The sequence below is a fragment of the Kribbella sindirgiensis genome (assembly GCF_004331435.1).
Classification (GTDB): Bacteria; Actinomycetota; Actinomycetes; order Propionibacteriales; family Kribbellaceae; genus Kribbella; species Kribbella sindirgiensis.
Genome location: NZ_SJKA01000009.1, coordinates 232,146 through 256,500, shown reverse-complemented (window position 1 = coordinate 256,500; position 24,355 = coordinate 232,146). Strand labels below are relative to the sequence as shown.

22 protein-coding genes and 1 riboswitch are annotated in these 24,355 nt (G+C 69.1%); of the genes, 12 read left to right on the top strand and 10 right to left on the bottom strand.

Annotated elements, in window-relative coordinates; translation table 11 throughout:
- Positions 1 to 32 precede the first annotated feature (32 nt).
- On the bottom strand, positions 33 to 1,367 hold the full coding sequence (locus E0H50_RS26125; protein WP_131293102.1) for a dipeptidase: 1,335 nt from the start codon (positions 1,365 to 1,367) through the stop codon (positions 33 to 35).
- A gap of 117 nt (positions 1,368 to 1,484) precedes the next feature.
- Here E0H50_RS26125 and E0H50_RS26120 point away from each other — a divergent pair, with 117 nt between their 5' ends.
- Positions 1,485 to 2,420, top strand: coding sequence for a hypothetical protein (locus E0H50_RS26120; protein ID WP_131293100.1), 936 nt, complete (start codon positions 1,485 to 1,487; stop codon positions 2,418 to 2,420).
- Here the strand turns inward: E0H50_RS26120 and E0H50_RS26115 are convergent.
- Positions 2,417 to 3,832, bottom strand: coding sequence for a serine/threonine-protein kinase (locus E0H50_RS26115; protein WP_131293098.1), 1,416 nt, complete (start codon positions 3,830 to 3,832; stop codon positions 2,417 to 2,419). The two genes, E0H50_RS26120 and E0H50_RS26115, sit on opposite strands and share 4 nt — an antisense overlap.
- Before the next feature lie 113 nt (positions 3,833 to 3,945).
- Between E0H50_RS26115 and E0H50_RS26105 the strand changes: the two genes are divergently transcribed.
- The 9 genes from E0H50_RS26105 to E0H50_RS26065 all read left to right on the top strand — a co-directional run bounded on the left by E0H50_RS26105 (position 3,946) and on the right by E0H50_RS26065 (position 13,134).
- Positions 3,946 to 5,118: a hypothetical protein gene (locus E0H50_RS26105; protein WP_165547303.1), complete on the top strand. Its 1,173-nt coding sequence runs from the start codon at positions 3,946 to 3,948 to the stop codon at positions 5,116 to 5,118.
- A gap of 355 nt (positions 5,119 to 5,473) precedes the next feature.
- On the top strand, positions 5,474 to 6,355 hold the full coding sequence (locus tag E0H50_RS26100) for a hypothetical protein (RefSeq protein ID WP_131293092.1): 882 nt from the start codon (positions 5,474 to 5,476) through the stop codon (positions 6,353 to 6,355).
- A gap of 55 nt (positions 6,356 to 6,410) precedes the next feature.
- Positions 6,411 to 7,148 carry a metallophosphoesterase family protein gene (locus E0H50_RS26095; RefSeq protein WP_131293090.1) on the top strand — a complete coding sequence of 246 codons (738 nt, stop codon included), beginning with the start codon at positions 6,411 to 6,413 and terminating at the stop codon, positions 7,146 to 7,148.
- A 17-nt stretch (positions 7,149 to 7,165) separates the two neighbouring features.
- The gene (locus tag E0H50_RS26090) at positions 7,166 to 8,296 is read left to right on the top strand and encodes a histidine kinase (protein ID WP_131293088.1); all 1,131 of its coding nucleotides are present in this window, start codon (positions 7,166 to 7,168) and stop codon (positions 8,294 to 8,296) included.
- A gap of 10 nt (positions 8,297 to 8,306) precedes the next feature.
- Positions 8,307 to 9,050, top strand: coding sequence for a LytR/AlgR family response regulator transcription factor (locus tag E0H50_RS26085; protein ID WP_131293086.1), 744 nt, complete (start codon positions 8,307 to 8,309; stop codon positions 9,048 to 9,050).
- Position 9,051: 1 nt separating this feature from the next.
- Positions 9,052 to 9,432: a hypothetical protein gene (locus E0H50_RS26080; protein ID WP_131293084.1), complete on the top strand. Its 381-nt coding sequence runs from the start codon at positions 9,052 to 9,054 to the stop codon at positions 9,430 to 9,432.
- Between the two features lie 2 nt (positions 9,433 to 9,434).
- Positions 9,435 to 10,973 (top strand): sodium/solute symporter, encoded by a 1,539-nt coding sequence (locus E0H50_RS26075; protein ID WP_131293082.1) that lies wholly within the window; start codon positions 9,435 to 9,437, stop codon positions 10,971 to 10,973.
- A gap of 185 nt (positions 10,974 to 11,158) precedes the next feature.
- On the top strand, positions 11,159 to 11,491 hold the full coding sequence (locus E0H50_RS26070; RefSeq protein WP_131293080.1) for a DUF485 domain-containing protein: 333 nt from the start codon (positions 11,159 to 11,161) through the stop codon (positions 11,489 to 11,491).
- An 11-nt stretch (positions 11,492 to 11,502) separates the two neighbouring features.
- Entirely contained in the window at positions 11,503 to 13,134 is a 1,632-nt protein-coding gene (locus tag E0H50_RS26065; RefSeq protein ID WP_131293195.1) for a solute symporter family protein, read from the top strand.
- 129 nt (positions 13,135 to 13,263) lie between these two features.
- Here E0H50_RS26065 and E0H50_RS26060 read toward each other — a convergent pair whose 3' ends face one another.
- From E0H50_RS26060 to E0H50_RS26055, 3 genes are read right to left on the bottom strand one after another with little or no spacing between them, the layout of a single operon-like run.
- Positions 13,264 to 14,751, bottom strand: a complete 1,488-nt coding sequence (locus tag E0H50_RS26060; protein ID WP_131293078.1) for a CYTH and CHAD domain-containing protein — start codon at positions 14,749 to 14,751, stop codon at positions 13,264 to 13,266.
- Positions 14,752 to 14,772: 21 nt separating this feature from the next.
- Entirely contained in the window at positions 14,773 to 14,913 is a 141-nt protein-coding gene (locus E0H50_RS43125; RefSeq protein WP_165547302.1) for a hypothetical protein, read from the bottom strand.
- A complete protein-coding gene (locus E0H50_RS26055; protein WP_131293076.1) occupies positions 14,910 to 15,710 on the bottom strand; it encodes a methyltransferase in 801 nt (266 codons plus the stop codon). The genes E0H50_RS43125 and E0H50_RS26055 overlap by 4 nt, the downstream gene beginning before the upstream one ends.
- A 28-nt stretch (positions 15,711 to 15,738) precedes the next feature.
- Between E0H50_RS26055 and pdxR the strand changes: the two genes are divergently transcribed.
- Positions 15,739 to 17,229 (top strand): MocR-like pyridoxine biosynthesis transcription factor PdxR, encoded by a 1,491-nt coding sequence (gene pdxR / locus E0H50_RS26050; protein WP_131293074.1) that lies wholly within the window; start codon positions 15,739 to 15,741, stop codon positions 17,227 to 17,229.
- Here the strand turns inward: pdxR and E0H50_RS26045 are convergent.
- Positions 17,222 to 19,303, bottom strand: a complete 2,082-nt coding sequence (locus tag E0H50_RS26045; RefSeq protein WP_131293072.1) for an MMPL family transporter — start codon at positions 19,301 to 19,303, stop codon at positions 17,222 to 17,224. The two genes, pdxR and E0H50_RS26045, sit on opposite strands and share 8 nt — an antisense overlap.
- A 104-nt stretch (positions 19,304 to 19,407) precedes the next feature.
- Between E0H50_RS26045 and E0H50_RS26040 the strand changes: the two genes are divergently transcribed.
- Positions 19,408 to 20,031 carry a TetR/AcrR family transcriptional regulator gene (locus E0H50_RS26040; protein WP_202868337.1) on the top strand — a complete coding sequence of 208 codons (624 nt, stop codon included), beginning with the start codon at positions 19,408 to 19,410 and terminating at the stop codon, positions 20,029 to 20,031.
- Here E0H50_RS26040 and E0H50_RS26035 read toward each other — a convergent pair.
- The 4 genes from E0H50_RS26035 to E0H50_RS26020 all read right to left on the bottom strand — a co-directional run bounded on the left by E0H50_RS26035 (position 20,009) and on the right by E0H50_RS26020 (position 24,353).
- Complete coding sequence (locus E0H50_RS26035) at positions 20,009 to 20,974, bottom strand: FecCD family ABC transporter permease (RefSeq protein ID WP_131293070.1); 966 nt, start codon at positions 20,972 to 20,974, stop codon at positions 20,009 to 20,011. The genes E0H50_RS26040 and E0H50_RS26035 overlap by 23 nt on opposite strands.
- Positions 20,971 to 21,945, bottom strand: a complete 975-nt coding sequence (locus tag E0H50_RS26030) for a FecCD family ABC transporter permease (RefSeq protein ID WP_131293068.1) — start codon at positions 21,943 to 21,945, stop codon at positions 20,971 to 20,973. The genes E0H50_RS26035 and E0H50_RS26030 overlap by 4 nt, the downstream gene beginning before the upstream one ends.
- Positions 21,942 to 22,964, bottom strand: a complete 1,023-nt coding sequence (locus E0H50_RS26025) for an ABC transporter substrate-binding protein (protein ID WP_131293066.1) — start codon at positions 22,962 to 22,964, stop codon at positions 21,942 to 21,944. The genes E0H50_RS26030 and E0H50_RS26025 overlap by 4 nt, the downstream gene beginning before the upstream one ends.
- Positions 22,965 to 22,991: 27 nt before the next feature.
- Positions 22,992 to 23,175, bottom strand: a riboswitch (cobalamin riboswitch).
- 194 nt (positions 23,176 to 23,369) lie between these two features.
- Complete coding sequence (locus E0H50_RS26020; protein ID WP_131293063.1) at positions 23,370 to 24,353, bottom strand: hypothetical protein; 984 nt, start codon at positions 24,351 to 24,353, stop codon at positions 23,370 to 23,372.
- Positions 24,354 to 24,355 lie beyond the last annotated feature (2 nt).

The following is a 24,355-nucleotide window of genomic DNA, read 5'->3' as shown; positions in this document are numbered from 1 at the left end:
TATGCCAAACACTGGGTCGCCGGAAAGGTGGGTCACGCCTGGTTTGCGAGGTTCTGCAGCAACAGGGCCTCGGCGAGGCAGACCTTGGTGAACTCCGCGAGGTGCAGACCTTCGTCGATGCCGTGGGCGCGGGTGTCCGGATCCTCCACCCCGGTGACCAGGATCGAGGCCTGCGGGAAGGTCTGCTGGAACTCCGCGATGAACGGGATCGAGCCGCCCATCCCCATGTCGATCGGGTCGACACCCCACGCCGTCCGGAAGGCCGCCCGGGCCGCTTCGTAGCCGGCGCCGCGCGCGTTCACGCTGCACGGCTGACCGTTCTGCCCCTCGGTGACGGTGACCTGGGCACCCCACGGCGCGTGGTTCTCGAGGTGCTCCTTGAGCGCCGCGCTGGCCTTGATCGCGTCGTCGCCCGGCGCGACCCGCAGGCTCACCTTGGCCCGCGCGACCGGCACGAGCGTGTTGCTGGCCTCCGCGACGGTCGGCGCGTCGATCCCCAGTACGGCGATCGCGGGCCGGGTCCACAACCGGTCGACGAGCGAACCCGAACCGGTCAGCCGGACGGAATCGAGCACGCTCGACTCGGCCCGCAGCCGATCCTCCGGGTACTCCACATCGGCCGCCCGGGACGCGTGCAGACCGTCCACCGCGACGTCGCCCTTGTCGTCGTGCAGGGTCGCGAGCAGCCGGCACAACGTCGACAGCGCGTCCGGGATCGGCCCGCCGAACAATCCGGAATGGACCGCATGATCCAGCGTCCGCACCTCGACGTACGCCTCGACCAGACCGCGCAGCGACACCGTCAGCGCCGGCCGGCCGACATCCCAGTTGCCCGAGTCCGCGATCACGATCGCGTCGGCGGCGAGGTCGTCGGAGTACTCGTCCAGCAACTGCAGCAGGGTCGGTGAGCCGATCTCCTCCTCGCCCTCGACGAACACGGTCACGCCCACCGGCAGATCGTTGCCGAAGGCCCGTACGGCGGCCAGGTGCGCCGCGATCCCGGCCTTGTCGTCGGCCGCGCCCCGCCCGTACAGCCGGTCGCCGCGCTCGGTCGGCTCGAACGGGTCCGACGTCCACTGCTCGACCGGTCCGGTCGGCTGGACGTCGTGGTGCGCGTACAGCAGCACCGTCGGCTTGCCTGCCGGCGCGGCCTTCTTCGCGATCACCGCGGGCGCGCCCTCACCGGCCCGGACGATCTTCACCGTGAAGCCCTCGGCCTCGAACAACGCCGCGGTCGCCTCCGCGGATCGCTGGACATCGGCCGCACGGGCCGGTTCGTAACTGACCGACGGGATCCGGATGAGGTCCTCGAGGTCGGCACGGACGCTGGGCAGAACGCGGTCGATCGCCGCTGACAGATCGCTCATGCGACAACCGTACGGCGTCCGTTCGCGAAGCTGACGCCCGGTGAACCCTCGCGCGTTACTCATTGCCGATTTACTCTGAAAATCTCGTAGGTTTCCGCCCAACCTCCGGAGGTCTTCATGCGCGTTCTTGCCATCTCGACCGCCATCATCACGACAGCTGCCGCTCTCACGAGCACGCTGCCTGCGCACGCCGCGATCAGCTGTGACACCTCGACCAGCGGCGGCTCCACGTTCTACGACGGACCGTCCGCGTCCTACAAGTACGACGCGCGGTTCAGCAACAGCGCGAGCATCCCCAACCTCGGCACGCACACCCCGCAGGGCGCCGGCACCTGGTACAACTGGGACGGCTCCGGCACGAACCTGATCCTGATCGCTTCGTACCGCGAGGGCGCCGACTCGCAGATCTACGGCATCAATCCGGCCACCGGCGCTACCGTCGGCGTGGTCGCGATCGCCGAGTCCCACGTCGGCGGGATCACCGTGAGCAAGGGCTGGGCGTTCGTGTCCGGCCAGGGCAGCAGCATCCGCAAGTACCGGCTGACGGAACTGCGGGACGCGTTGAAGGCCGCCGGTACGCCGTACCTCGCGCAGGTCGGTACGGCGCGTGACGTGGCCGGGTCGTCGTTCATCGGGAGCTACGGGGACTCGTTGTTCTCCGGGACGTTCAACGCGGACGGCCGCGGGACCATGTACGAGTACAAGATCGCGGACGACGGCACCCTGACCACACTGGCCGGCGCCTGGGAGATCCCGACGAAGACGCAGGGGCTGACGATCACCGCCAACCACTTCATCTACAGCACGTCGTACGGGCGTGGGAACCGCAGCAACATCTACGTGGTGAAGCGCGGTCAGAAGGACCTGGACGCGGCGGCGCTGAGCTGCTTCCGCGCCCCGAGCATGACCGAGGGCATCACGGAGTACAACGGCACCGCGTACCTGGTCTACGAGTCCGGCTCACACCTGTATGCGTCGGACCCCGCCACCCTGAACGTCATCCCCCGCATGCACAAGGCAACCATCTCGTCCCTGACGTCCCTGGTGCCTTAGGGCTCGTACGTCGCCGAATCCACTACCGCTTGACGCCCTTGCGGGTTGTCGTCACGGACCTGGACCCGGAGGAGGGTCGTGTCGTTCACCTTCTTGTACTGCTCCAGCACGGTTGGCACGTTGCTGCAGCTGTACCTGAAGGTGACGGCCCGATCCCCGTCCCGCTCCGGTTCACCTTCCGGGGCGCAGCCAGGAGGAGTGGGGGCAGTCGTCGGCAGGCTTGCGGAATCCACCAGCCCCACGTAGACGCCTTCGGTGTTCGGGTTGGTCTGCCACGTTGAGGTGTCCGTGCTGACAACCAGCGACTGGTCCCCGTTCGCCTGCTGTCCCCACTGGCGGGGGACCTTGACGGACAGGTTTCCGTTCTCCACCTTCACCGGGCGGGTCAGGACGTACTGATAGCCGCCGTACCCGCCGCCTGCTGCCAGCACCACCGCAGCGAGTGCTGTGAAGACACCTGCTCGCCTGCGGCGCTGGGGCTTCGCAGCCACGGTGGACTGGCTTGCGCTGGCCAGTGCGGTGGCCTGGTCGACCGGAGCGGTAGTGGCGGCCGGTGTGGGCATCTCCGCGGCCGGCACCAGCCCCGGCGGGATCTTGCCCGTGGTGTGGGCCTCGCGCAGGGCGTTGAGGAAGCTGTCGAGGTCGGGCCAGCGCTTGTCCCGGTCCGGCTCGAGAGCACGCCGTACGACGACGTCGACCGCGTCCGGCACGTCTTCGCGCAGTGTGGTCATCGAGGGCGGTGGTGAGTCGATCTGCATCACCGCACCAAGGCTCACCACCCCGTGCGGCGCCTGGCCGGTGAAGGCGGCGTACGCGACCGCACCGAGCGAGTACAGGTCGGCACGGTGGTCCAGCCGCTCGCCCATCACCTGTTCGGGAGCGACGTACGCCGGGGTGCCGCCGGGCATCGTGATTCGCGAGACCTCGGCGAGCGATTTGCCCAGACCGAGGTCGGACAGCATCGCGCGGTCGCCGTTCGGATCGGTGCGGAACAGGACGTTGGCCGGTTTCACGTCCCGGTGCAGGACGCCGCGGGCGTGCAGGTGCTTCAGGCCGCGGCCGACCTGGGTGATGATCCGGACGGCCTCGCCGAACTCGAGCGGTCCGGCCTTGATCCGGTCCGCGAGCGTGCCGCCGTCGGCGTAGGTGAGGACCATGAACGGGCGGCCGTCGTCGGCCTCGCCGATGTCGTGCACGCCGACGACGTACAGCGAGTCGACCTTGCGCAGGAACCGGCCCTCGGCCAGGAACCGGCGGCGGACGTCCTCGTCCTCGACCCAGTTGTCGGACAGGATCTTGACCGCGACCTCGGCGTCCAGTTGCTCGTCGCGCGCCAGCCAAACGGTCGCGAAACCCCCGGCACCCACCCGGCGGACCAGGGAGTACCGGCCGATCCGCGGTGGCTGGTCCATGGCGTAATTATGCTCGATCCGTTCTGCGACCCGTTCGCTGGAGTGAACAAAGCAGTATTTTCCGACGTCTCATGTTCGACAGCGGGACCATGATTCAGTTGAGGAGATCGACGATGCGAGTGCAGAACGGCCGCTTGGTCGCCCTCGTAGCGGCTGTTGCCGTCGCCGCCGTCACGGGCGGCGGGGCCCTCGCCTGGCGCCAGGGCCCGCAGGCCAACGCGGAGGCCGACGCGGCTCCGCTGTCCAGTTCCCCGACGACGGCCACGAGCACTCCGACGAAGACCCCCACGCCCACGGCAAAGCCCACGCCGACGCCGTCGGCCACTCCTTCGTCCAAGCCGACGGCCAGCCTGGTGAAGACGAAGATCGACCTGCAGAAGCTCACCCCCGGCCGGACCCCGCAGATCACCTACCTGACCGGCCGGACCATCCGCGGCGGCGCCGGCGAGGACGTCAAGGTCCCCGGCACCACCGACATCCAGGAGGTCGCGCGGCTCGGCGGGTCGTCGCTGGCGGTCGTCACCAAGGGCTTCGGTAACGAGATGCTGACCCTCGACAGCGAGGGCAACGTCACCCGCCGGACCCCCGACATCACCCAGATCGTCACCACCGACAACGGCAACGCCGCGGCGTACGCCGGCACCAAGCTGAAGGACACCGGCGAGGAGATCCCCGGTGCGACCATCTACGCCGAGCAGGCCGAAGGGCAGGGCGGTCTGCAAAAGACCACCGTTCCGGACATCTGGAACACCACGCTGGAGGCCTACGTCAACGGCAAGGTCTACTTCGACGCCTCCACCAAACAGGACGGTCCCTCCGCGCTGTACGAGTGGACACCCGGCGAGTCGAAGGCCACCCTGCTCAAGAGCATCCCGAGCGCACTGGCGGTGTCCAGTGCGGGTACGGCGGGTTCGCTGACGACTCTGGCGGACCAGAGCAGCTGCAGCAGCCTCCTCACGGTGCCCGCGGGCAAGCGGCTGTGGCGCACCTGCGACTACATGATCACCGGCTTCACACCGGACGGCGCCACCGTCATCGGCGGGTCGAAGTACCAGGACGGGTACGGCGACGGCATCGCCGTGGTTCTGGACGCGAAGAACGGCAGCCTGCTGCACGAATGGTCCGGTGTGTTCCGGCAGGCGATCCCCGAGGACGACCAGCACCTGCTCCTGCTGGCCGACACCGGCGATGAGACACCGGCCTCGATTGTCCGCTGCACCATCACCACCGGCGCGTGCGAGCTCGCCACGCCGCTCGCCAAGGGCCAGCTGCTGATCGGCGCCTGAGGTGACAACTCCGCCGGCGCGACAGGGCATCGGCCGGATGATCGTTGTCGTGGCGGTCACGGCTGTGGCAGCTGTTGCCGCCGGCGGAGCTGTTGCGGCCCGGCAAGTGCCACGGGCCGAGTCTCCGAACCACGCCGCACCACTAGGCGGCACTCCTAGTCCCACCCCGACGCCCGCAGTAACCCCGCGGACGGTCCCTTCGCCCACGCCGACAGCGACTCCGGTGAAGGCCACCCCGAAGCCGCCGCCACCGACGGCTCCGAAGCCCACCTCGGCTCCGCCTTCGACGCCGCAGCAGCCGTCCGGTCCGATTGCTCTGGAGGCGGCCAGACTGCCGCAGGGACAGGACCCTCAGGTGACCTACCGCTTCTGGCACACGGTGCGTGGAGCCGGAAAGCAGCTGACGGTCCCGGGGTCGGAGAGTCTCGGGGACATCGCTCGCCTGGGACAGGGCGTGCTGGCAACAACCACAGGCGGCGAGCTGACAGAGCTGAACTCGGCCGGAGCAGTGGTCCGGCGCGTCCCACATGTCACCACGCTCGCCGGGCGGCCCGACGGGTCGGCGGTCGCGTACGCGGTCACCGCGCCAGTGGAGTCCGGCGAGTACGGCGCCACGCTGTACTCCGACACCGGTGACTCCGAGCGGTCCGTGAAGCTCCCCGACGTACTGAGCATCCAGATCCTGACGTATGCGAAAGGCACGGTGTACTACCGAGCCACGGCCAAGGGCAGTGAGCGCAGCGGGAAGCTCTACACCTGGACGCCGGGCACCGCCGCACCTGTGCTGGTGATGACGGTCCCGGGCGAGGCACTCGCTGTCTCGGGCGACGGCCGGCTCGCCGCGTCCTTGCCTGCGAACAACGACGGCGACGGCTGCTCCACGGTCGTCGAAGTCGCCACCGGCAAGAAGCGATTCCAGACCTGCGACTACCGGATCAGCGGCTTCACGCCTGACAGTGCGGTCGCGATCGGCGTTCCGGCGTACGGGGACGGCTACTGCAGCAACATCGTGACCGCGCTGGACGCGGGTACCGGCAAGGTGCTGCGGCAGTGGAGCGGCTGTTTCTACCGGGTCGCCGCCGAAGACGACCGGAACGTCCTCATGGTCGCGGTCGTGTCCGGCGGCGGTCAGGCGCCGTCGACCAAGAGCACCATCGTCCGCTGCTCGCTCGACACCGCCACCTGTGAGCGGGCGACCGAGATCACCTCAGCCAAGGACGTCGCCTTCACCAGCTGATCTGCTCTGAGCAGATCAGCCCACGTCTGCTGGGGTTCTGGAGCAGACTGCGGGCATGACCACGGTTGCTGTGCTGGCTGATGTTCACGGGGTACTGCCTGCGCTGGAGGCTGTTCTGGGCGAGGCGGATGTGCAGGCGGCTGATCTGATCGTGCTGGCGGGGGACATTGCCAGTGGGCCGCAGCCGGTGGAGACACTGGATCTGCTGACTGGGCTGGGCGAGCGGGTGGTGTGGGTGCGCGGTAACGCGGACCGAGAGCTGGTGGAGATGGCTCGGGGGACGTACTCCGCAGAACCTCCGGATGCGGTGAGTCCTTGGGCTGCTGGGCAGTTGCGGGAGGACCAGGTCGAGTTGCTGGCCGGCCTGCCTACGACGGTGACGGTCGGGGACGTGTTGTTCTGTCACGCCACTCCGCGCGACGACGAGGAGATGGTGCTGGTGGACAGCCCGATCTCCCGGTGGGCGCAGGTGTTCACAGGACTGCCGGATGACGTCAGGACCGTCGTCTGCGGGCACACGCATATGCCGTTCGCCCGGCAGGTCGATCGGCGGCTGGTGGTGAACGCAGGCAGTGTCGGGATGCCGTACGGCGCTCCTGGCCCGAGCTGGGCGCTCCTGACCGAGAACGGCGTACAACTGCGGCGTGCACCGCTTGACGCCACCCGAGCCGCAGCCCGGATCGAGAGCGAGTCGACGTACCCGGGGCGTCCTGAGTGGGTTGCGGAGTACCTCCTGCACAACTACTCCGACACGGAGGCGCTGGAGGCGTTCAGGCCGCGCGCAGAGGGCTGAGCGGTTACCGTCAGGGGGTGTTCGCGCGGCGGCGGAAGCATTTCGGGACTCCGGCCGACAAGGCGACGTATGCGACCCTGCATACCGCCTCGTTGGCCAGCCCGCACCTGCGCGAGGGCCTGACACCAGCCGCGGCCGGCAAGGCCAGCCGCCACCTGAGAGACCTCCTGGGTACGGCGGCCATCGCGATCTGCGACTCCTCCGGCGTACTGGCGTGGGACGGCGTAGGTGGACCGTACGAGAGCAACCACCGCCGCGACGCCAAGGACCTCGCCGCTCCGACACTCCGCTCCGGCCGTACGGCGGTGCTCGGTGCGCATGACGTGGCGTGCGGCGACCCGCAATGCCCGATCCGTACAGCGGTCGTCACGCCCATCGTCACCGAAGAGCGCGTGGTCGCCGTACTGGTCGCGTACAGCAACAACACCTCCGCGGCACTCGTCAGAGCGACCGAGGAGGTCGCCAGGTGGGTCTCTGGTCAGGTAGAGCTCGCAGAGCTCAACAAGGAGCGCACCCGTGCCATGGAGGCGGAGCTGCGCGCACTACGGGCCCAGATCAGCCCGCACTTCATTTACAACGCTCTCGCGGCTATTGCGTCGTTCGTGCGCACTGACCCGGAGAGGGCGCGTGAGCTGCTCCTGGAGTTCGCAGACTTCTCCCGCTATGCCCTGCGGCGTGGTGGCGAGTACACCACGCTGGCGGACGAGCTACGCAACGTGGAGCGGTACCTGGTCCTGGAGCAGGCCCGCTTCGGCGACAGGCTCAAGGTGTCGCTGCAGATCGCTCCTGAGGTGCTCCCGGTGGTCATCCCGTTCCTGGTCGTCCAGCCCCTCGTGGAGAACGCCGTACGCCACGGTCTGGAAGGTACGACGGGAGTCGGCAACATCACGATCCGCGCCCGCGACCAGATCAACGAGGCGGAGATCAGCGTCGAGGACGACGGCGCCGGCAGCGACCCGGAGGTGATCCGGGCGGCCCTGTCCGGCGAGTCCGGCAGCGACTCGGTGGGCCTCGGCAACGTCGACGCGCGCCTGCGGCAGGTGTACGGCGACACGTACGGCCTGGTCGTGGAGACCGCCGTGGACGCCGGAACCAAGGTGACGTTCCGCATCCCCAAATACTCCTCAGGAGTGCATGCGTCGCCGTAGTGTTCGCCTTATGGCCGACACTCCCCTGCGCGCGCTGGTTGCGGACGACGAGGAGCCGGCCCTGGCCGAACTGGTGTACTTGCTGGAACAGGACCCCCGGATCGGCGAGATCCGGAGGGCCACCAACGGACCGGACGCCCTGAAGATCCTGCAGGCCAGCGACCTGGACGTGGTGTTCTGCGACATCAAGATGCCCGGGCTGGACGGTATCGACCTGGCCAAGGTGCTGTCCAAGTTCTCCAGGAGCCCGCAGATCGTCTTCGTCACGGCGTACGACGAGCACGCGGTGGCGGCGTTCGAGCTGGCGGCCACCGACTACGTGATGAAACCGGTGCGGCCGGAACGCCTGTCCCAAGCGATCCAGCGCGTGATCGCCCAGGGCGCACCGCCCGCGCCGCCGTCACCGGAAGAACCGGACGACGAGGTGATCCCGGTGGAGCTCGCCGGCGTCACCAGGTTCGTCCAGCGCTCCACGGTCCAGTACGTCGAAGCACAGGGCGACTACGCCCGCCTCCACACCGGCGAGAACTCGCATCTGGTCCGCATCCCGCTCAGCACGCTGGAGGAACGCTGGCGCGACGCAGGCTTCACCCGGATCCACCGGAGCACCCTGGTCGCTCTGCAGCACGTGGACGAGATGCGGGTGGACGGCGGCCGTTGCGCGGTCCGGGTCGGTGACGACTGGCTCCCGGTCAGCCGCCGGCACACGCGCGAGCTCCGCGACCTCCTGGTCCGTTCGACCTCGTTGAGATGACTTGAGTACGCCGGACGGACCGCGCAGGGTCCGCGTCACCAGTCCACGGACCAGTGCGGCCCGGCGACCCATCCTGCCCACTGGTGCGCGTGAGATCGACGAGCAGACCCGCCTCGGCCAGGTCTACATGCAGTCGCTGATCCAGTCCCAGCTGCGGCTCACCCTGGTCGTCATCGGCAGTGTGGTGCTCGTGCTCGGCAGCATCCCGCTGCTGTTCTGGCTGGTCCCGCCGACCCGCACACTGTCGGTGCTGGGTCTGCCGCTGCCCTGGGTCGTCCTCGGCATCCTGGTGTACCCGGTCATGTACGTCGCCGCGCGCATCTACGTCCGCAACGCCGAACGGATCGAAGCAGAGTTCACCGAGTTCGTGGGGCGGCAGTAGCGATGTCGCCGGCAATCAGCTTGACCGCGATCGGACTGGTGGTCGTGGCAACGATCGGGATCGGGCTGTTCGGTCTTCGGATCTCCCGGACCACCAGCGACTTCTACGTCGCCAGTCGCGCCGTCAGCCCGCGCTGGAACGCGTCGGCGATCAGCGGCGAGTACCTGTCCGCCGCGTCGTTCCTCGGCGTCGCGGGCCTGGTGCTGGTGAACGGCGCCGACATGCTGTGGTTCTCGGTCGGCTACACCGTCGGGTACCTGATGCTGCTGGTCCTGGTCGCCGCTCCCCTACGCCGGTCCGGTGCGTACACGCTGCCCGACTTCGCCGAGACCCGCTTCGAGTCCCCCGTCGTACGGCGGATCTGCGCCGGGCTCGTCGTCGGTATCGGGACGCTCTACCTCCTGCCGCAACTGCACGGCGCCGGCCTCGCCGTCCAAACCGTCACGGGCGCGCCACCGCAGGTGGGTGCGATGATCGTCGCGGTGATCGTGGTGATCAACGTGGCCGCGGGCGGGATGCGGTCGATCACGTTCGTTCAGGCCTTCCAGTACTGGCTCAAGCTGACCGCGCTCGCGACACCGATCTTCGTCATCCTGCTCGCCTGGCACCAGCCCGTCGGCGTCCTCGACTCGCTGCACGGCGCGGCCGCCGAATGGGCCGAGCCGCTGTCCCGCGCGGGCGGTCGCGACCACCCGCTGTACGCGACCTATTCGCTGCTCCTGGCCCTTTGTTTCGGGACGATGGGGCTCCCACACGTCCTGGTCCGCTTCTACACCAATCCCGACGGCCGCGCGGCCCGGCGTACGACCGTCGTCGTCCTGGCGTTGCTCGGGCTGTTCTACCTCTTCCCCCCGATGTACGCCGTCCTCGGCCGGACGTTCGCACCGGACCTGGTGGGTGCGGGCGGGGACACCGTCGTACTGGAGCTGCCCGGGCGAGTTTTCCCTGGTACCACAGGCGATCTGCTCGGTGCACTGGTCGCGGCCGGGGCGTTCGCGGCGTTCCTGTCGACGTCGTCGGGGCTGACCGTCGCGATCGCCGGAGTGATCGACCAGGACCTGTTGCGGAGCCGGCTGCACCGGTGGACCGGTGGCGACTACGTCGCGGTGAACAGCTTCCGGATCGCGGCGCTGATTGCGATGATCGTGCCGTACCTGGCGTTCACGGTGACCGGGGCGCTGAGCCTCGCGGACACCGTGGGACTCGCGTTCGCGCTGGCCGCGTCGACGTTCTGTCCCCTGCTGGTACTGGGGATCTGGTGGCGGCGGATGTCGACGACCGGCGCCGCGGCCGGGCTGGTCGTCGGCGGGATCGCGGCCAGTGCGGCCGCCCTCGTGAACGTGGCCGGCGCGCCAGAGGGCGGCTGGCCGCGGGCACTCGTCGGTCAGCCGGCCGCGTGGACGATGCCGCTCGCCTTCCTCACCGTCATCGTGGTCTCGAAGCTGACCCCGCACCGCATCCCGGCCGGCACCGCCCGCAGCATGGTCCGCCTGCACACCCCCGAAGCGGTCGACGTGGACCGCGGCCTGCCGAGCAGGTAGCCGTTCGTCGCGTGATTCCTACCGCTCGGCGCAGTTGAGTGATCCACCGAACGACTGGTGTGCTCCGCTGAGCGACGCGGTGCGCGCCGGTGCTGTTGAGAGTGCCGTGACCCGGGCCACAGTACGAGCCAGCACCTCGCCGGCTCCTTTCCGCCCGGCACTGTCCCCTCTGTGGAGGTCTCGCGATGAGTGATATGCGCGATTCGGACCTGACGTCGTACCGGGATGTCCAGTTGTCACCGGACTTCTCCGAGTTGCGTCGCCGGTTCCGGCGCTTCGTGTTCCCGATGACCGCGCTGTTCCTGGTCTGGTACTTCGTCTACGTCCTGCTCGCCGACTACGCGCACGGGTTCATGTCGCAGAAGGTCGGCGGGAACATCACCGTGGCCCTGCTGTTCGGCCTCGGGCAGTTCGTGTCGACGTTCGCGATCACGATGATCTACGTCCGCTGGGCGGACCGCCGGATCGACCCGGACGCCGAGAAGCTGCGCCACCAGATCGAGGGAGAACCGCAGTGACCGCCCCGCTCATGTTGCCGATGGCAACGGATATCGGCAACCCGACCGTCAACATCGCGATCTTCGCGCTGTTCGTGCTGGCCACGCTGGCGATCGTCTTCCGGGCGTCGCGGAACAACAAGACCGCGGCCGACTTCTACGCCGGCGGCCGGTCCTTCACCGGCCCGCAGAACGGCATCGCGATCGCCGGCGACTACCTGTCCGCTGCGTCGTTCCTCGGGATCGCCGGCGCGATCGCGCTGAACGGGTACGACGGCTTCCTGTACTCCATCGGCTTCCTGGTCGCGTGGCTAGTTGCGTTGCTACTAGTTGCAGAGCTGCTGCGGAACACCGGTCGGTTCACGATGGCCGACGTACTGTCGTTCCGCCTCAAGCAGCGGCCCGTCCGGATGGCGGCCGCGATCTCGACCCTCGGCGTCTGCTTCTTCTACCTGCTGGCGCAGATGGCAGGCGCCGGGGGTCTGGTCGCCCTGCTGCTCGGCGTGAGCAACCGGGCCGGGCAGAGCATCGTGATCGCGGTGGTCGGCATCCTGATGATCACCTACGTCCTCGTCGGCGGCATGAAGGGCACCACCTGGGTGCAGATCGTCAAGGCCGTCCTGCTGGTCATCGGCGCCGGAATCATGACGATCTGGGTGCTGGCGAAGTACACCTTCAACCTGTCCGGCCTGCTCGGTGCGGCCGTCGACAAGAGCCCGGCGGCCGGCGAGAAGCTGCTCAGCCCCGGTCTCCAGTACGGCGTCACTGGTGTCACCAAGCTGGACTTCATCTCGCTCGCGCTCGCCCTGGTGCTCGGCACCGCCGGCCTGCCGCACGTGCTGATGCGGTTCTACACGGTGCCCGACTCCAAGGAAGCCCGGCGCAGTGTCAGCTGGGCGATCTGGATCATCGGCATCTTCTACCTGTTCACGCTGGTCCTCGGGTACGGCGCTGCCGCGATCGTCGGACCGGACGCGATCAGGGCTGCGCCCGGCAAGGCGAACTCGGCCGCCCCGCTGCTCGCGTTCGAGCTCGGCGGCGAGGTGCTGCTCGGGGTGATCTCGGCGGTCGCGTTCGCGACGATCCTGGCCGTGGTCGCCGGCCTGACGATCACCGCGAGTACGTCGTTCGCGCACGACATCTACGGCCAGATCATCAAGAAGGGCCAGATCAGCGGCGACGGTGAGGTCCGGGTGGCGCGGTACACCGCGGTCGTGATCGGGATCGTCGCGATCATCGGCGGTATCTTCGCGAACGGCCAGAACATCGCGTTCCTGGTGGCCCTCGCGTTCGCGGTCGCGGCGAGTGCGAACCTGCCGACGATCCTGTACTCGCTGTTCTGGCGGCGCTTCAACACCCGCGGCGCCCTGTGGAGCATCTACGGCGGTCTGGCCTCGACGATCATCCTGATCATCTTCAGCCCGGTCGTCTCCGGCAAGGTGGACAAGAAGACCGGTGCGAGCCTGTCGATGATCACCGACACCGGCATCGACTTCCACTGGTTCCCGCTGGACAACCCCGGCATCGTCTCGATCCCGCTGGCGTTCGTCCTCGGCTGGCTCGGAACGGTCACCAGCAAGGAGCAGGTCGACGTCGACCGCTTCGCCGAAATGGAGGTCCGCTCCCTGACCGGAGCGGGCGCCGAGAAGGCGGTCTCCCACTGAAAGACCTGTCAGGCAGGCCCTGCTGAAGTGACGCGGACCTGCCTGGCAGCCCCACCCCCGCCCCACGAGACGGACCCGGCACCCTCCCGCCCGGGTCCGTCTCGCACGTTCCAGGCCTTGCCGGAAAGGTCAGTTGAATTTGAGGGTGGGCCAGAGTTTGTAGAAGGCTTCGCGGGAGGTGTTGCCGCGGAATTCTTCGACGGCGTGGAGGCGGCCGTAGGTGAAGGGGTTGCCGCCTTCGGCGTAGACCTCCAGGGCCAGGTGGTGGAGGAGTTCTCGGGAGACGACCGAGTCCTGGTGTTCGCCGAGGATCTCCTGGACCTCTTCGGCGCGCTCCGCCAGGTCGGCGGCGCCGGACAGGACGGGTACGGCGGACTCCGCGGCGTACCGCAGTCGTTTCGAGGACTTTCGTACCTCGTGCAGCTCGTGGTCCTGTTCCGCGACGGTCTCGGCCTGCTGCGAACGGCGTACTGCCTTGCGCATCCGCCGGTAGTCGTGGTCGAGGATTTCGCCGATCTGCTTGCTCGCCTTCCGGTCGTCGCCGGTCACGGGCGGCTTCGCGATCAGGTCGTCGAGCGCGTCGAGCAGCCTGAAGTACCGCGGACTCTCCAGCGCGGCCAGCGCCCCGGCACGCCCGTCCTTGTACACCCGCCGCAGATGGTCGTCGATCCGCCCCGCGACGCGTCCCATCACGAGCTCGACCGGCTGTTCCGCGACCTCGGCGGCGAAGTGCTCGCGCTGCACCTCCGCGTCCCGGGCGACCCCGAGCTCACCGGCCAGCCACTTCAACTCGGCCCGCAGCTCGTCCCCGGCCGTACGGTCGATCACCGGACGGTACGTCGCCAGCGCCGACCGCAGCCGCCGCGTCGCGACCCGGAACTTGTGGATCGAGTCGGGAACGTCCCGCCGTACCTCGGGGTCCCGTTCGCGGATCGCCTGCACCTGCGCGCCGGCGTACGCACGGAACAGGTCCGAGGTCCGCGGCTTCTTCGGCAAGGTCCATTCGTCGTACGCCGGAACGCGATCGCCGAGCGCCCGCGCCAGCTTGCTCGGACCGCTCGCCGGACGGGCGCCCGCGGACTCGAGCAGCTCACCCGCGTCCTCGAGCAGCAGGCGGTCGCCGTCGACCAACTCGACCTCCACCTCGCGCCAGCTCTCCGGCTCGCCGCCCTCAACCGTCGCGGTCACGTGGTCGTCGGCGACCTCCGCGAGGACGCCGCCGTCCGCGTCGAGCAACCGATGGACGATGCGCCGGGTCTGCAGTGTCACGACGGGCGTCAACGGCCGGTCGCGGACATGCACGCGGACCGTACGGACGACTGCGATCGGCACGCTGCGCACGGACCGGCCGAGTGGGTGCCGAACCTCGAGCCGTCCGCCGGAGGACCCCGGAAACTTCACGTGCCACCCGTCGTCTTCACCTCCGGTCCGCCGTCGAAGCGTCACCTTGTGAGCGGCCAGGTCGAGCTCGGCCGTGTCGTAGTACACCGCCTCCAGATCGAGCTCGACCGGTTGCGCGACGCTCGCGACCCCGGGCAGCTCGTGCAGCGCAGGCAGGACCACGCTGGTGCCGACGTCGTACTTCGTCTCGATCTCGAGCTGCTCAGTCGGGGCCATACCCAAGTGTTTACCAGGCGTTCATGAACAAGACCTGAGATCGGCGACGAGCCGTTCGAGGTCCCGGTCGGTGACGCCGCCGACCGTCGGCCGGATTTCCCTGCGCTGGTTGCGATTCAGGGCCCAGCAGATGACTGCGATCAGGACGAGAAAAGCGATCATGTCCGTCCCACTCCTTTGAAGAAGGTGTAGTGAAAGGTGCCGCCGGGCGCGGCGGACTTCTCGAGGTCGCGGATGCCCGCGGCCCATTCGGCCTCGGTCCGCAGACCGGCGGCGATGGCGCGGTCGCGGACCGACTCGACCATCGCGATGAAGGTCTTGCGGGTGAATCCGTCGACGAGCTGCGGGAGGTTCTGGTCGGCGTACACGGTGCGCGGCCCGACCTGTACGTCGTCGTACCCGGCCTGCTCGAGCAACGGCTGGAGCCGACGGCCGATCAGCGAGTCGCCGCCCGCGGCGGCCTGCAGGTCGACGAGGCAGTCGATGACGGCTTGGGCCTGCGCGCTGCGCGGGTGGAAGAACGCGGACTCGTGGTCGCCCTCGATCACGGTGATCGTGCCGCCGGGCTCGAGCAGGCCCCGAAGCCGGGTGAGCGCCGCAGCAGGGTCGGGGAGGTGTTCGAGGACGAAGCAGACGAAGACGTGGTCGAACTTCTCGCCGGACAGGTCGTGGAGGTCGGCGTGCCGCCAGTCGACCGTCGCGTGCGGCGCGTGGTCGGCGACCCGTGCCTTGGCCTGGGCGAGCGATGCTTCGGAGATGTCGATCGAGACCAGGTCGATGCCGGGGCTTCGAGTGACCAGCTGAACGGTTTGCGCTCCCACACCGCAGCCGGCTTCCAGTACGCGGCTGCCGGGTGCGTAGGTGGTGCCGCCGTGCAGCAGGTCGGCGAGCGTGCCGGCCTGGTCGGACAGCCGGCGGGTCTCCGCCGGGGTGTAGCCGTGGACGTAGTCGGTTCCCATACCTCCAAGGTCGCGCCACAATGGTCCTGTGAACAGGTCCAATCCGGCGATAAGTGGCAGGTCCAATGGCGGGGCGGACTTCCTTCAGCTGGACCCGTCCGAAGCACCGCCCGGCGGTCTGGCGGACTGGCTCACCGACCGCCTGCGGACGGCGATCTCCACCGGCCACCTCCCGGTCGGCACCCGCCTCCCCTCGACCCGGACCCTCGCGACCGACCTCGGCCTCTCCCGGGGCGTGGTGACCGAGTCGTACCAGCGCCTCACCGAGGACGGCCACGTCTCCGCCCACGGCCGCCGCGGGACCATCGTCATGGGCAGCGCGACAGTACGTACTCGTCTACGTACACGCCCTCGCCCGCCTAGCGTGCCTCCAGACGAGGAGGTTCTGGGCACTACCTCCTGTCGAGCTGCCGATCTCGATGACGAGATCTTCGACAATTTGCGGGCGGTCCCGGCGCGGATCGATCTGACACCAGGGGTCCCGGACCTGGCGGCGTTCCCGCGGGGTGCCTGGCTGCGCGCGGAGCGGGCCGTGCTGGCGGACCTGAAGTCGGCGGAGTTCGGGTACGGCGATCCCGCGGGTACGCCGACGTTGCGGCGCGCGGTCGCGGCGTGGCTGGCGCAGTACCGGGGGATCGCCGCTGACCCGGACGACCTGATCATCGTGGCCGGAGTGGCCCAGGCGATCGGGCTGGTGGCCCAGATGCTCGACCGGCACGGCATCCACGAGATCGCGGTCGAGGACCCCGGCTCGCTCGGGTCCCGTCAGCACCTGCAGAACTGGGGCATGCGGACGCCGCCGATCCCCGTCGACGACCGCGGCCTGCAGGTCGACGTACTGCGGAATTCCGGCGCGGGCGCGGTGATGGTGACGCCGGCACACCACTTCCCGACCGGGGTCGTACTGGACGGCGAACGGCGGCGCGAGCTGATCGAGTGGGCGAAGGACGGCGGACTGGTCATCGAGGACGACTACGACGCCGAGCACCGGTACGACCGGCCGCCGGTCCCGGCGCTCCGCGCGATGCTGCCCGACCAGGTGATCTACGCCGGCAGCGTGTCCAAACTGCTCGCCCCGGCGCTGCGGATCGGCTGGATGCTCGCGCCCCCGCAGTACAAGGACGAACTGATCGCTCGCAAGCGCCTGGCGGATCTCGGCAATGCCGGTCTCCCGCAGCTCACCCTCGCCGCCCTGATGGAGTCCGGCGAGCTGGAGCGCCAACTCCGCTTCCTCCGCCGCCGGCACCGCACCCGCCGCGACGCGATGGTCAACGCCATCCGCAACCACTTGCCCACCGCAACCATCCACGGCGCGGCCGCCGGCCTGCACCTCACCATCACCCTGACCAAGGGAGACGACACTGCCTTGGCCGCGGCCGCCTTGGAAGCAGGCGTGAAAGCACACCCACTCTCGTGGCACTGCCAGCTCCCGCACCCTCCCGGCCTGGTCCTCGGCTACGCGGCCCGCACCCCCACGGAGATCACCGAAGCCATCGCCACGATCGCAAAGGTCAGCTGATCGGACTCCACCAGTTCGCCCGCCCGGCGAGCTTCATGAACGCGGGCAACAACACGCCCCGGATCGCCGTCGCGTCCACGAGCACCGCGACGGCCATCCCGATCCCGATCATCTTCAGGTACACGACCCCGCCGCCGGCATAGACCGCGAACGACAGCGCGAGGACGGCGGCCGCGCTCGTGACCAACGGCGCCGATCGCTGCAGCCCCATCGCCACTGCCCGCTCGGTGTCCCCGGTCCGCAGGTACTCCTCCCGGATCCTCGAGACGATGAACACCTCGTAATCCATCGACAGTCCGTACACGATGCAGAACATGAGGGTCGGCATGCTCGCCTCGAGTACGCCGGTCGCCGTGAAACCGAGCGGCCCGGACAGATTGCCGTACTGGAACACCCACACCATGACGCCGAACATCACCCCCAGGCTCAGCAGGTTCAGCACCGTCGCCTTCAACGGCAGCAGCACACTGCCGGTCGCGACGTACAGCACGAGCACGCTGAGCAGCAGGATCAACCCGAGCACCAGCGGGATCCGTTCGGTGAGTGCCGCACGCCAGTCCGACATCTCGGCCGGCGATCCACCGATCATCGCGGGGTACGGCGCCTCCGCCGCACGGACCTGTTCGACGAGGTGCCCGACGTCACCCTCGAGCGCCTCGCCGGTCGGGATGACCGTCAGGTACGCCCCGCCGTTGCGGACGTAGGTGTCGACCTGCGCCACCCCGTCCAGCTGCCCGAGAGTCTTCACGTACGGCGCCAATCGCGCCGGATCGGTGATCTCGGGCATCACGACGTACAAGGCATCGGACTCCTCCTGGCCGAAGTTCTCGCGCACCTGGTCCGCCATGATCCGGCTGCTCGCGTCCGCGGGGAGGATCCGGGCGTCCGGCAGGCCGAGGCGCAGGCCCAAGGCCGGCGACGAGAGCAGCAGGATGAGTGCGAGGACGGCGCCGCCGATGAGTGCCGGGCGGCGCATCACCGCGGTCGCGAGTGCGGCCCAGCGGCCCGAGCCGGAGCCTGTCGCCACGGGACGGACCGCTCGGCGGCCGAGGAGCGCGAGCGCGGCCGGGAGGATGACGAGCGCACCGATCAGCGCGGACAGGACGACGAGTACACCGGCGTACCCGAAGGACCGGAGGAACGACAGGGGGAACAGCAGCAGCGCAAGCAGTGAGACCGCGACCGTCAGGCCGCTGAAGAAAGCAGTCCGCCCGGCCGTACGAACCGCGGCCACCACGGCGTCGTCGACCTCGGCCCCGGCCGCCAGCTCCTCGCGGAACCTCGCGATCACGAACAGGCAGTAGTCGACGCCGAGCGCCAGTCCCATCACCAGCGCGAGGTTGGCTGCGAACGTCGAGACCTCGGTGAACGTCGCGATCGCCCGCAGCCCGGCCAGCGCGCCGCCGACCGCGAAGAGGCCGACGCCGAGCGTCACGAGCGCCGGCGAGACCCTGCGATAGATGAGGATCAGCAAGCCGAGCACCAGCGGGATCACGACCAGCTCGGCACGCAGGAAGTCCGCACGGGCCTGGGCTCCGATCTCGCGGAACACCTCGTCCTGACCGCCCGACTGTACGGTGACTCCGTCGCGTGACCCGGCGTACTGCTCGGCGAGCTCACCGACCCGCTGACGCGCCTCGTTCACGTCGCCCGGCACGTGGACGAGGATCAGCGCCTGCCGGGAATCCTTGCTGCGCAACGCCGGACTGTCCGCGCGCGACCAGTACGACGCTGCTTCGGCGACCCCGGACTGCCGCGCGATGTCATTGGTCAGCCCAACACCAGCGGCCCGTACGGCGGGATCGTCGACCGTTCCCGTCTGCGCCGTCACGAGGAACGCGAGGTTCGGCGGACCGGTCCGGAACTGGTCGGCGAGCACTCGGCGGGCGCGATCCGACTCCGCGGCCGGATCGGCGATCCGGGACAGCGAGAGGGCGTTGAGCGCGCCGGCCGCGACCGCGAGCAGGAGCACCGTCAGGACGAGCGAGAGCAGCACGACAGCACGCCGGCGCCGAACCACCAACCGACCGAGACGCTCGAGCAAGCCGGGTTCCGGCGGGGTGGTTCGGGGCATGGCGGACCTCCGGGCGAGCGGGGGTAGGATGATCAAACACGAGCAGTTGCTCGCATACAGAAAATGCGAGCATTTACTCGCGTTTGTCAACGGAAGGTCCGCTCATGCCCGAGGAGCCGCGTCGCCAGGCACGCGGGCAGCGGCGGATGGTGCAGTTGCTCGACGCCGCCGCCGTGGTGTTCGCCGAGGCCGGATACGCGAAGGCGACCACCAACGCGATCGCCCGCCAGGCCGGTGTCTCACCGGGCACGCTGTACCAGTTCTTCGCGAACAAGGAGGCCCTTGCCGAGGCACTCGCCGAGCGCTACCGCAGCGAGCTCGCCGCCGCGCACCAGAAGGCCTTCGACCCGGGTACGGCGCAACTGCCGCTGCCCGAACTGGTCGACCGGATGATCCGCCCGATGGTCGAGGTCAACCTGGAGAACCCGGGATTCAAGGCCCTGTTCGGCAGCGGCGACCTACCGGACAAGCTGACCGCGCCGACCCGCGCGCTCCAGAAGGCCGTCACCGGTCGCGTCGCCGAGGTCCTGGCCGCGCGCTACCCCGGGCTACCGACGGATCGCCTCGAAACCACGGCGGCTGTCGCCACCCAGATCTTCGCCGCCCTGCTCGGCACCATCGTCACCACGCCCGCCGCCCACCGCGAACGGTGGATCACCGAACTCAACCAAGCCCTGGTCGGCTACCTCACCCCCTTGGAGCCGGCTAGATCCGGTTCGTGCGGGTGAGGAGGAAGAGCAGGTAGGGGGCTCCGAGGAACGCGGTGACCACCCCGACCGGCAGTGACGCCGGCGCGACCACCGTCCTGGCGAGCAGGTCCGAGGCGACCACGAGCAAGGCCCCGATGGCCGCCGGGACCAGTAGTCCGGGCCGTCGCGGGACGAGCCGGCGCGCCAACTGCGGCGCCACCAATGCCACAAACCCGACCGGCCCTGCGGCAGCAGTCGCTAGCGCTGCTAGCCCGACCCCGATTGCGATCAAGGCGGCGCGAGCGAGCTCCACACGTCCGCCTAGCGCCCGGGCCAGGTCGTCGCCGAGTTCCAGCAACCGCAACTGCCGCGTCGAAGCCAGAGCGGCCGGCAGGCCGACCGCGACCGTGATTCCGACCAGGACGACATGCGTCCAGGACCGCCCAGCGAGACTCCCGGCCAGCCACATGGAGGCGGCCTTGGCCGTGTAGATGTCCGCAAGCGTGAGCAAGTACGCCGTCAGCGAGCCGATGATCGCCGTCACACCGATCCCCACCAGCACCAGCCGATGCCCGGAAACCCCGTTGCGATAGGCCAACAGATACACAGCCATTGCCGCCAGCAACGACCCGGTCAGCGCACCGAGCGGGATCCAGCCGCTGCCGAGCACAGTGATCATCAGGACGGCGGCCAGCGCGGCGCCGGCGTTGATCCCGATCAGGTCCGGGCTGACCAGCGGATTCCGGGCGAGCCGCTGAAAGATCGCTCCGGACACCGCGAACGCCGTACCGACGCCGATGCCGACCAGGACGCGCGGCAGGCGGTTGTTGACGACGACGTCGTACGTGATCAGCGTGCCGTGACCGGCCAGAGTCCGCAGTACGTCGGCCAACGGCAACGCGTAATCGCCCCGGGTGAGCGCGAACGCCCCGATCACCGCGGTGAGCAGCCACCCGGCCGTCGAGACCACGACGCTCCTCACAGCCCGGCCATTCGCCGGCGGCGGACCAGCGCGATGAACAGCGGCGCGCCGATCACCGCGGTGACGATCCCGACCTGCAGCTCCGCGGGCCGTACGACGATCCGCCCGAGGATGTCGGCGAGCAGCAGCACGATCGGCGCGAGCACCATCGACCACGGCAGCAGGTGCCGATAGTCCGGACCGACGATCCGCCGTGCGACATGCGGTACGGCGAGGCCGATGAAGCCGATCGGGCCGGCGATCGCGGTCGCCGTACCGGCCAGGATCACGACCGCGAACCCGGCGAGCACGCGGACCAGGTGCATCCGCGTCCCCAACGCCTGCGCCAGCTCGTCACCGAGCGCGAGCTGGTTGAGCGACCGACCGAGCACGACGGCCAAAACGGTGCCGATGGCAACGAACGGGACGGCCTGCGCGACGATCGGGCCGGTGGCGAGCGACAACGACCCGACCACCCAGAACCGGTACTCGTTCAAGGTCGAGAGATCGAGCAACGTCGCGGCCGAGGTGATCGAGCCGAGCAGTGCGGAGATCGCCGCTCCGGCCAGCGCCAGCTTCACGGGGGCGGCACCACCGATCAGGTACACCACGACCGTCGCTACCAGCGCACCGCCCATCGCGAACCACACGTAGCCGGTCAGACTGTGCACCCCGAGCAGGCCGATCGCCCCGACCACGGCCACCGCGGCACCCGCGTTCACACCGAGGATTCCCGGATCGGCGAGCGGGTTGCGGGTGACGCCCTGCATCAGCCCGCCGGACAACCCGAGCGCGGCCCCGACGAGCAGCCCCGCGACGGTCCGCGGCACGCGCAGGTACCTGACCACGCGGTCGGTGTCGCTACCGCTGAAGTCCAGCAAGGCCCGGTAGACGTCACCCGCTCCGACCCACCGGTTGCCGACACACAAGGACAGCAGGACGACCAGCACCAGGACACCGACGCAGACCGCGAGGCCCGCGGCTCGCCTCAATTGACGAGGTCCGGATGCAGGATGTGGGCCAGGTTCTCGGTCGTGTACGCGCCCCGGACACCGGCGGAGTGGTTGGCGAACAGCCACGGGATCACACGTTTGCCCCGCACAGCCTTGAGGTTCGCGTACGCCGGATTGCCGAGGATCTTGTCGACGTCCGGTTGCGATGCCGCGGGCGTCAGGGACGCGTCGCAGCAACCGCTGACCAGCACGTAGTCCGGGTCCCGCTTGATGAACTCCTCGACGCTGATCTTCACGTTCCGCTTCGCCTTCAGGTCGGCGAACGCGTTCACGCCGCCCGCCTGCCGGATCAGCACGGTCCCGAAGTCCGGACCGCCCGAGACCGTGAGCTGTCCACCTTCCAGCCCGGGCCGGACGATCGCCACCGTCGGCCGCGGCGCGTCCTTCACCGCGGTCTCGACCGCCGCGATCCGGCGCTGCTGGTCGGCGATCACCTGCGCGGCCCGGTCCTCGACCCCGAAGAGCCGGCCGAGGTCCCGCAGGTCGGCGTACACGTTGTCCATCGAGACGGTCGACGGGTCGATCGCCTCGTCACCCTTCCCGTCGGCGGTCGGGCAGAGTGGGCTGAAGATCCAGGTCCGGACGCCGAGGTCGGCAAGGCTCTTCCGGCTCCCGAAGCTCGAGTCGCTGCCGGCGGCGCTGAACACGTCGTTGAAGCCGGACAGCACGAAGTCCGGGTTCAGACTGAGCAGTTCCTCGCGGCTCGGCAGGTTCTTGAAGTACTTCGCCTTCGCCTGCGCTCCGGCGTACTCCGGGAGCACTTCGGCGTCCAGGTACGCCGTACCGACCAGGCGGTCCGAGATACCCAGCGCGTGCGCCATTTCGATGGCCGGCTGGTACGCCGCGAACATGCGCTTCGGCGGACCGTCGACGGTGACGTCGATCCCGCAGTTCTGCACGGTGATCGAGCGCGCACCGGAATCGGCCTCGGCGGCCGGACCACAGCCGGCCAGGAGCGACAACGACAGGACAGCAGCAACTACACGTACGGCGGCCATGGGCGGACCGTGCCTCCAGCACCTCGTGGACGGGTCAACGCCGTGGCCGGTCTCCTGGCTGACGGGTACCGCGTCCACCGGCCTGACCTTCCCAGCCGCACGCGGCCAGTGGTCCCCTCACGGGTACGACAGGTGCACATCCCGATCACAGTGGCGAGGGCCGCGCCGGTACTTCACCGGCTTCCCGAACACCACGGCGCGGTCACCTTAACACCCGCGATCAGTGCCCTGGGTCGGAGGTTCGGCGTGAGATTTCGGTGGTCAGGTGCGTGCATCGGGGTGCTTGGTCAGTGGCCTCGATGCGGAGCATCGTGGGCGCTGGGCAAGTGCCGCGAGGTGCGTGCCTGAGCGCCGAAAGCGCCGTCGAACCTCCGGCCCAGGGCACTAAGTCGCAGGTAGCGCGGCTCAGCGGGTGTAGCGCGGGACGATCGAGAGGGCGAACTGGGTCATCAGGTCCGGGTTGAGCTTGCGGGCGGGGAGCGGGACCAGGTCGACGATCTTGTCGTCGCCGACGCGGATCGTCGTCCGGCCGGTGGCGGTGTCGACGTACCCCTCGTCGCCGAGCGGGATCGACTGCGAGGTCGCGGCCTTGCGGATCGGGGCCATCAGCGCCTTGGCGTCCTTCTCCCGGCGCGCGGAACTCGAGATCACACTCGTCGAGGTCACCCAGCCGCAGACCAGATCACCGGCGAGGGTCTGACCGTCGCGCCGGGCCATCGCCGGTACGCCCAGGACCTTCTCGGCCGCCGCCGTACTGCGGTCACACTCGGAGCGCGTGATCAGCCGATCGGCGTCCGGCAACCCGGGCGCCTGCCGCACAACCTCCTGAGCGAGTACGACGTACTTCGCGGCCGTCGCCTGCGGCCCGGAGAGCTTGTACAGCTTGCCGCCCAGCAGAAACACGATGAACGTCTTCGTGCCGTATCCGCCCTGGCCGACCTTGGCGGGCAGCGCAGGATCGCGCGGATTCGCGAGGTACGCCTTCTTGGTCGCCGCAAGCGTCGCCTGCGTGGCCGGAAGCACCGAGACCCCGACCCGCAGCACCGGTCCGTTGGGGCTGGCGCTGAGCGAGAACTGACAGACGTCGTACGTCGGGATGTCGAGCTCGGCCGGTGGCGCCTTGGGCTGGATGTTCGCGACGGGCACCCCGAGCGTCGTCTGCACCAAGGTGGGGTTCATCCGCACGCACAGGGTGTCCGCGACCTTGGAGGTCTCGGACGGCGCCACCGAAGGCGTCGCGGAAGGAGTCGGCGAGGGGGTCTCGGAGTTCGGTGCTGTGCTCATCGACACCAGCGGCGGCACACTCGGCGACGTCTCGTCCGCCGGTCCACTGCAGCCTGCGAGAAGTACGACGGTCAGCGCGGAAGCGGTCACTCGGCGGATACGCATGA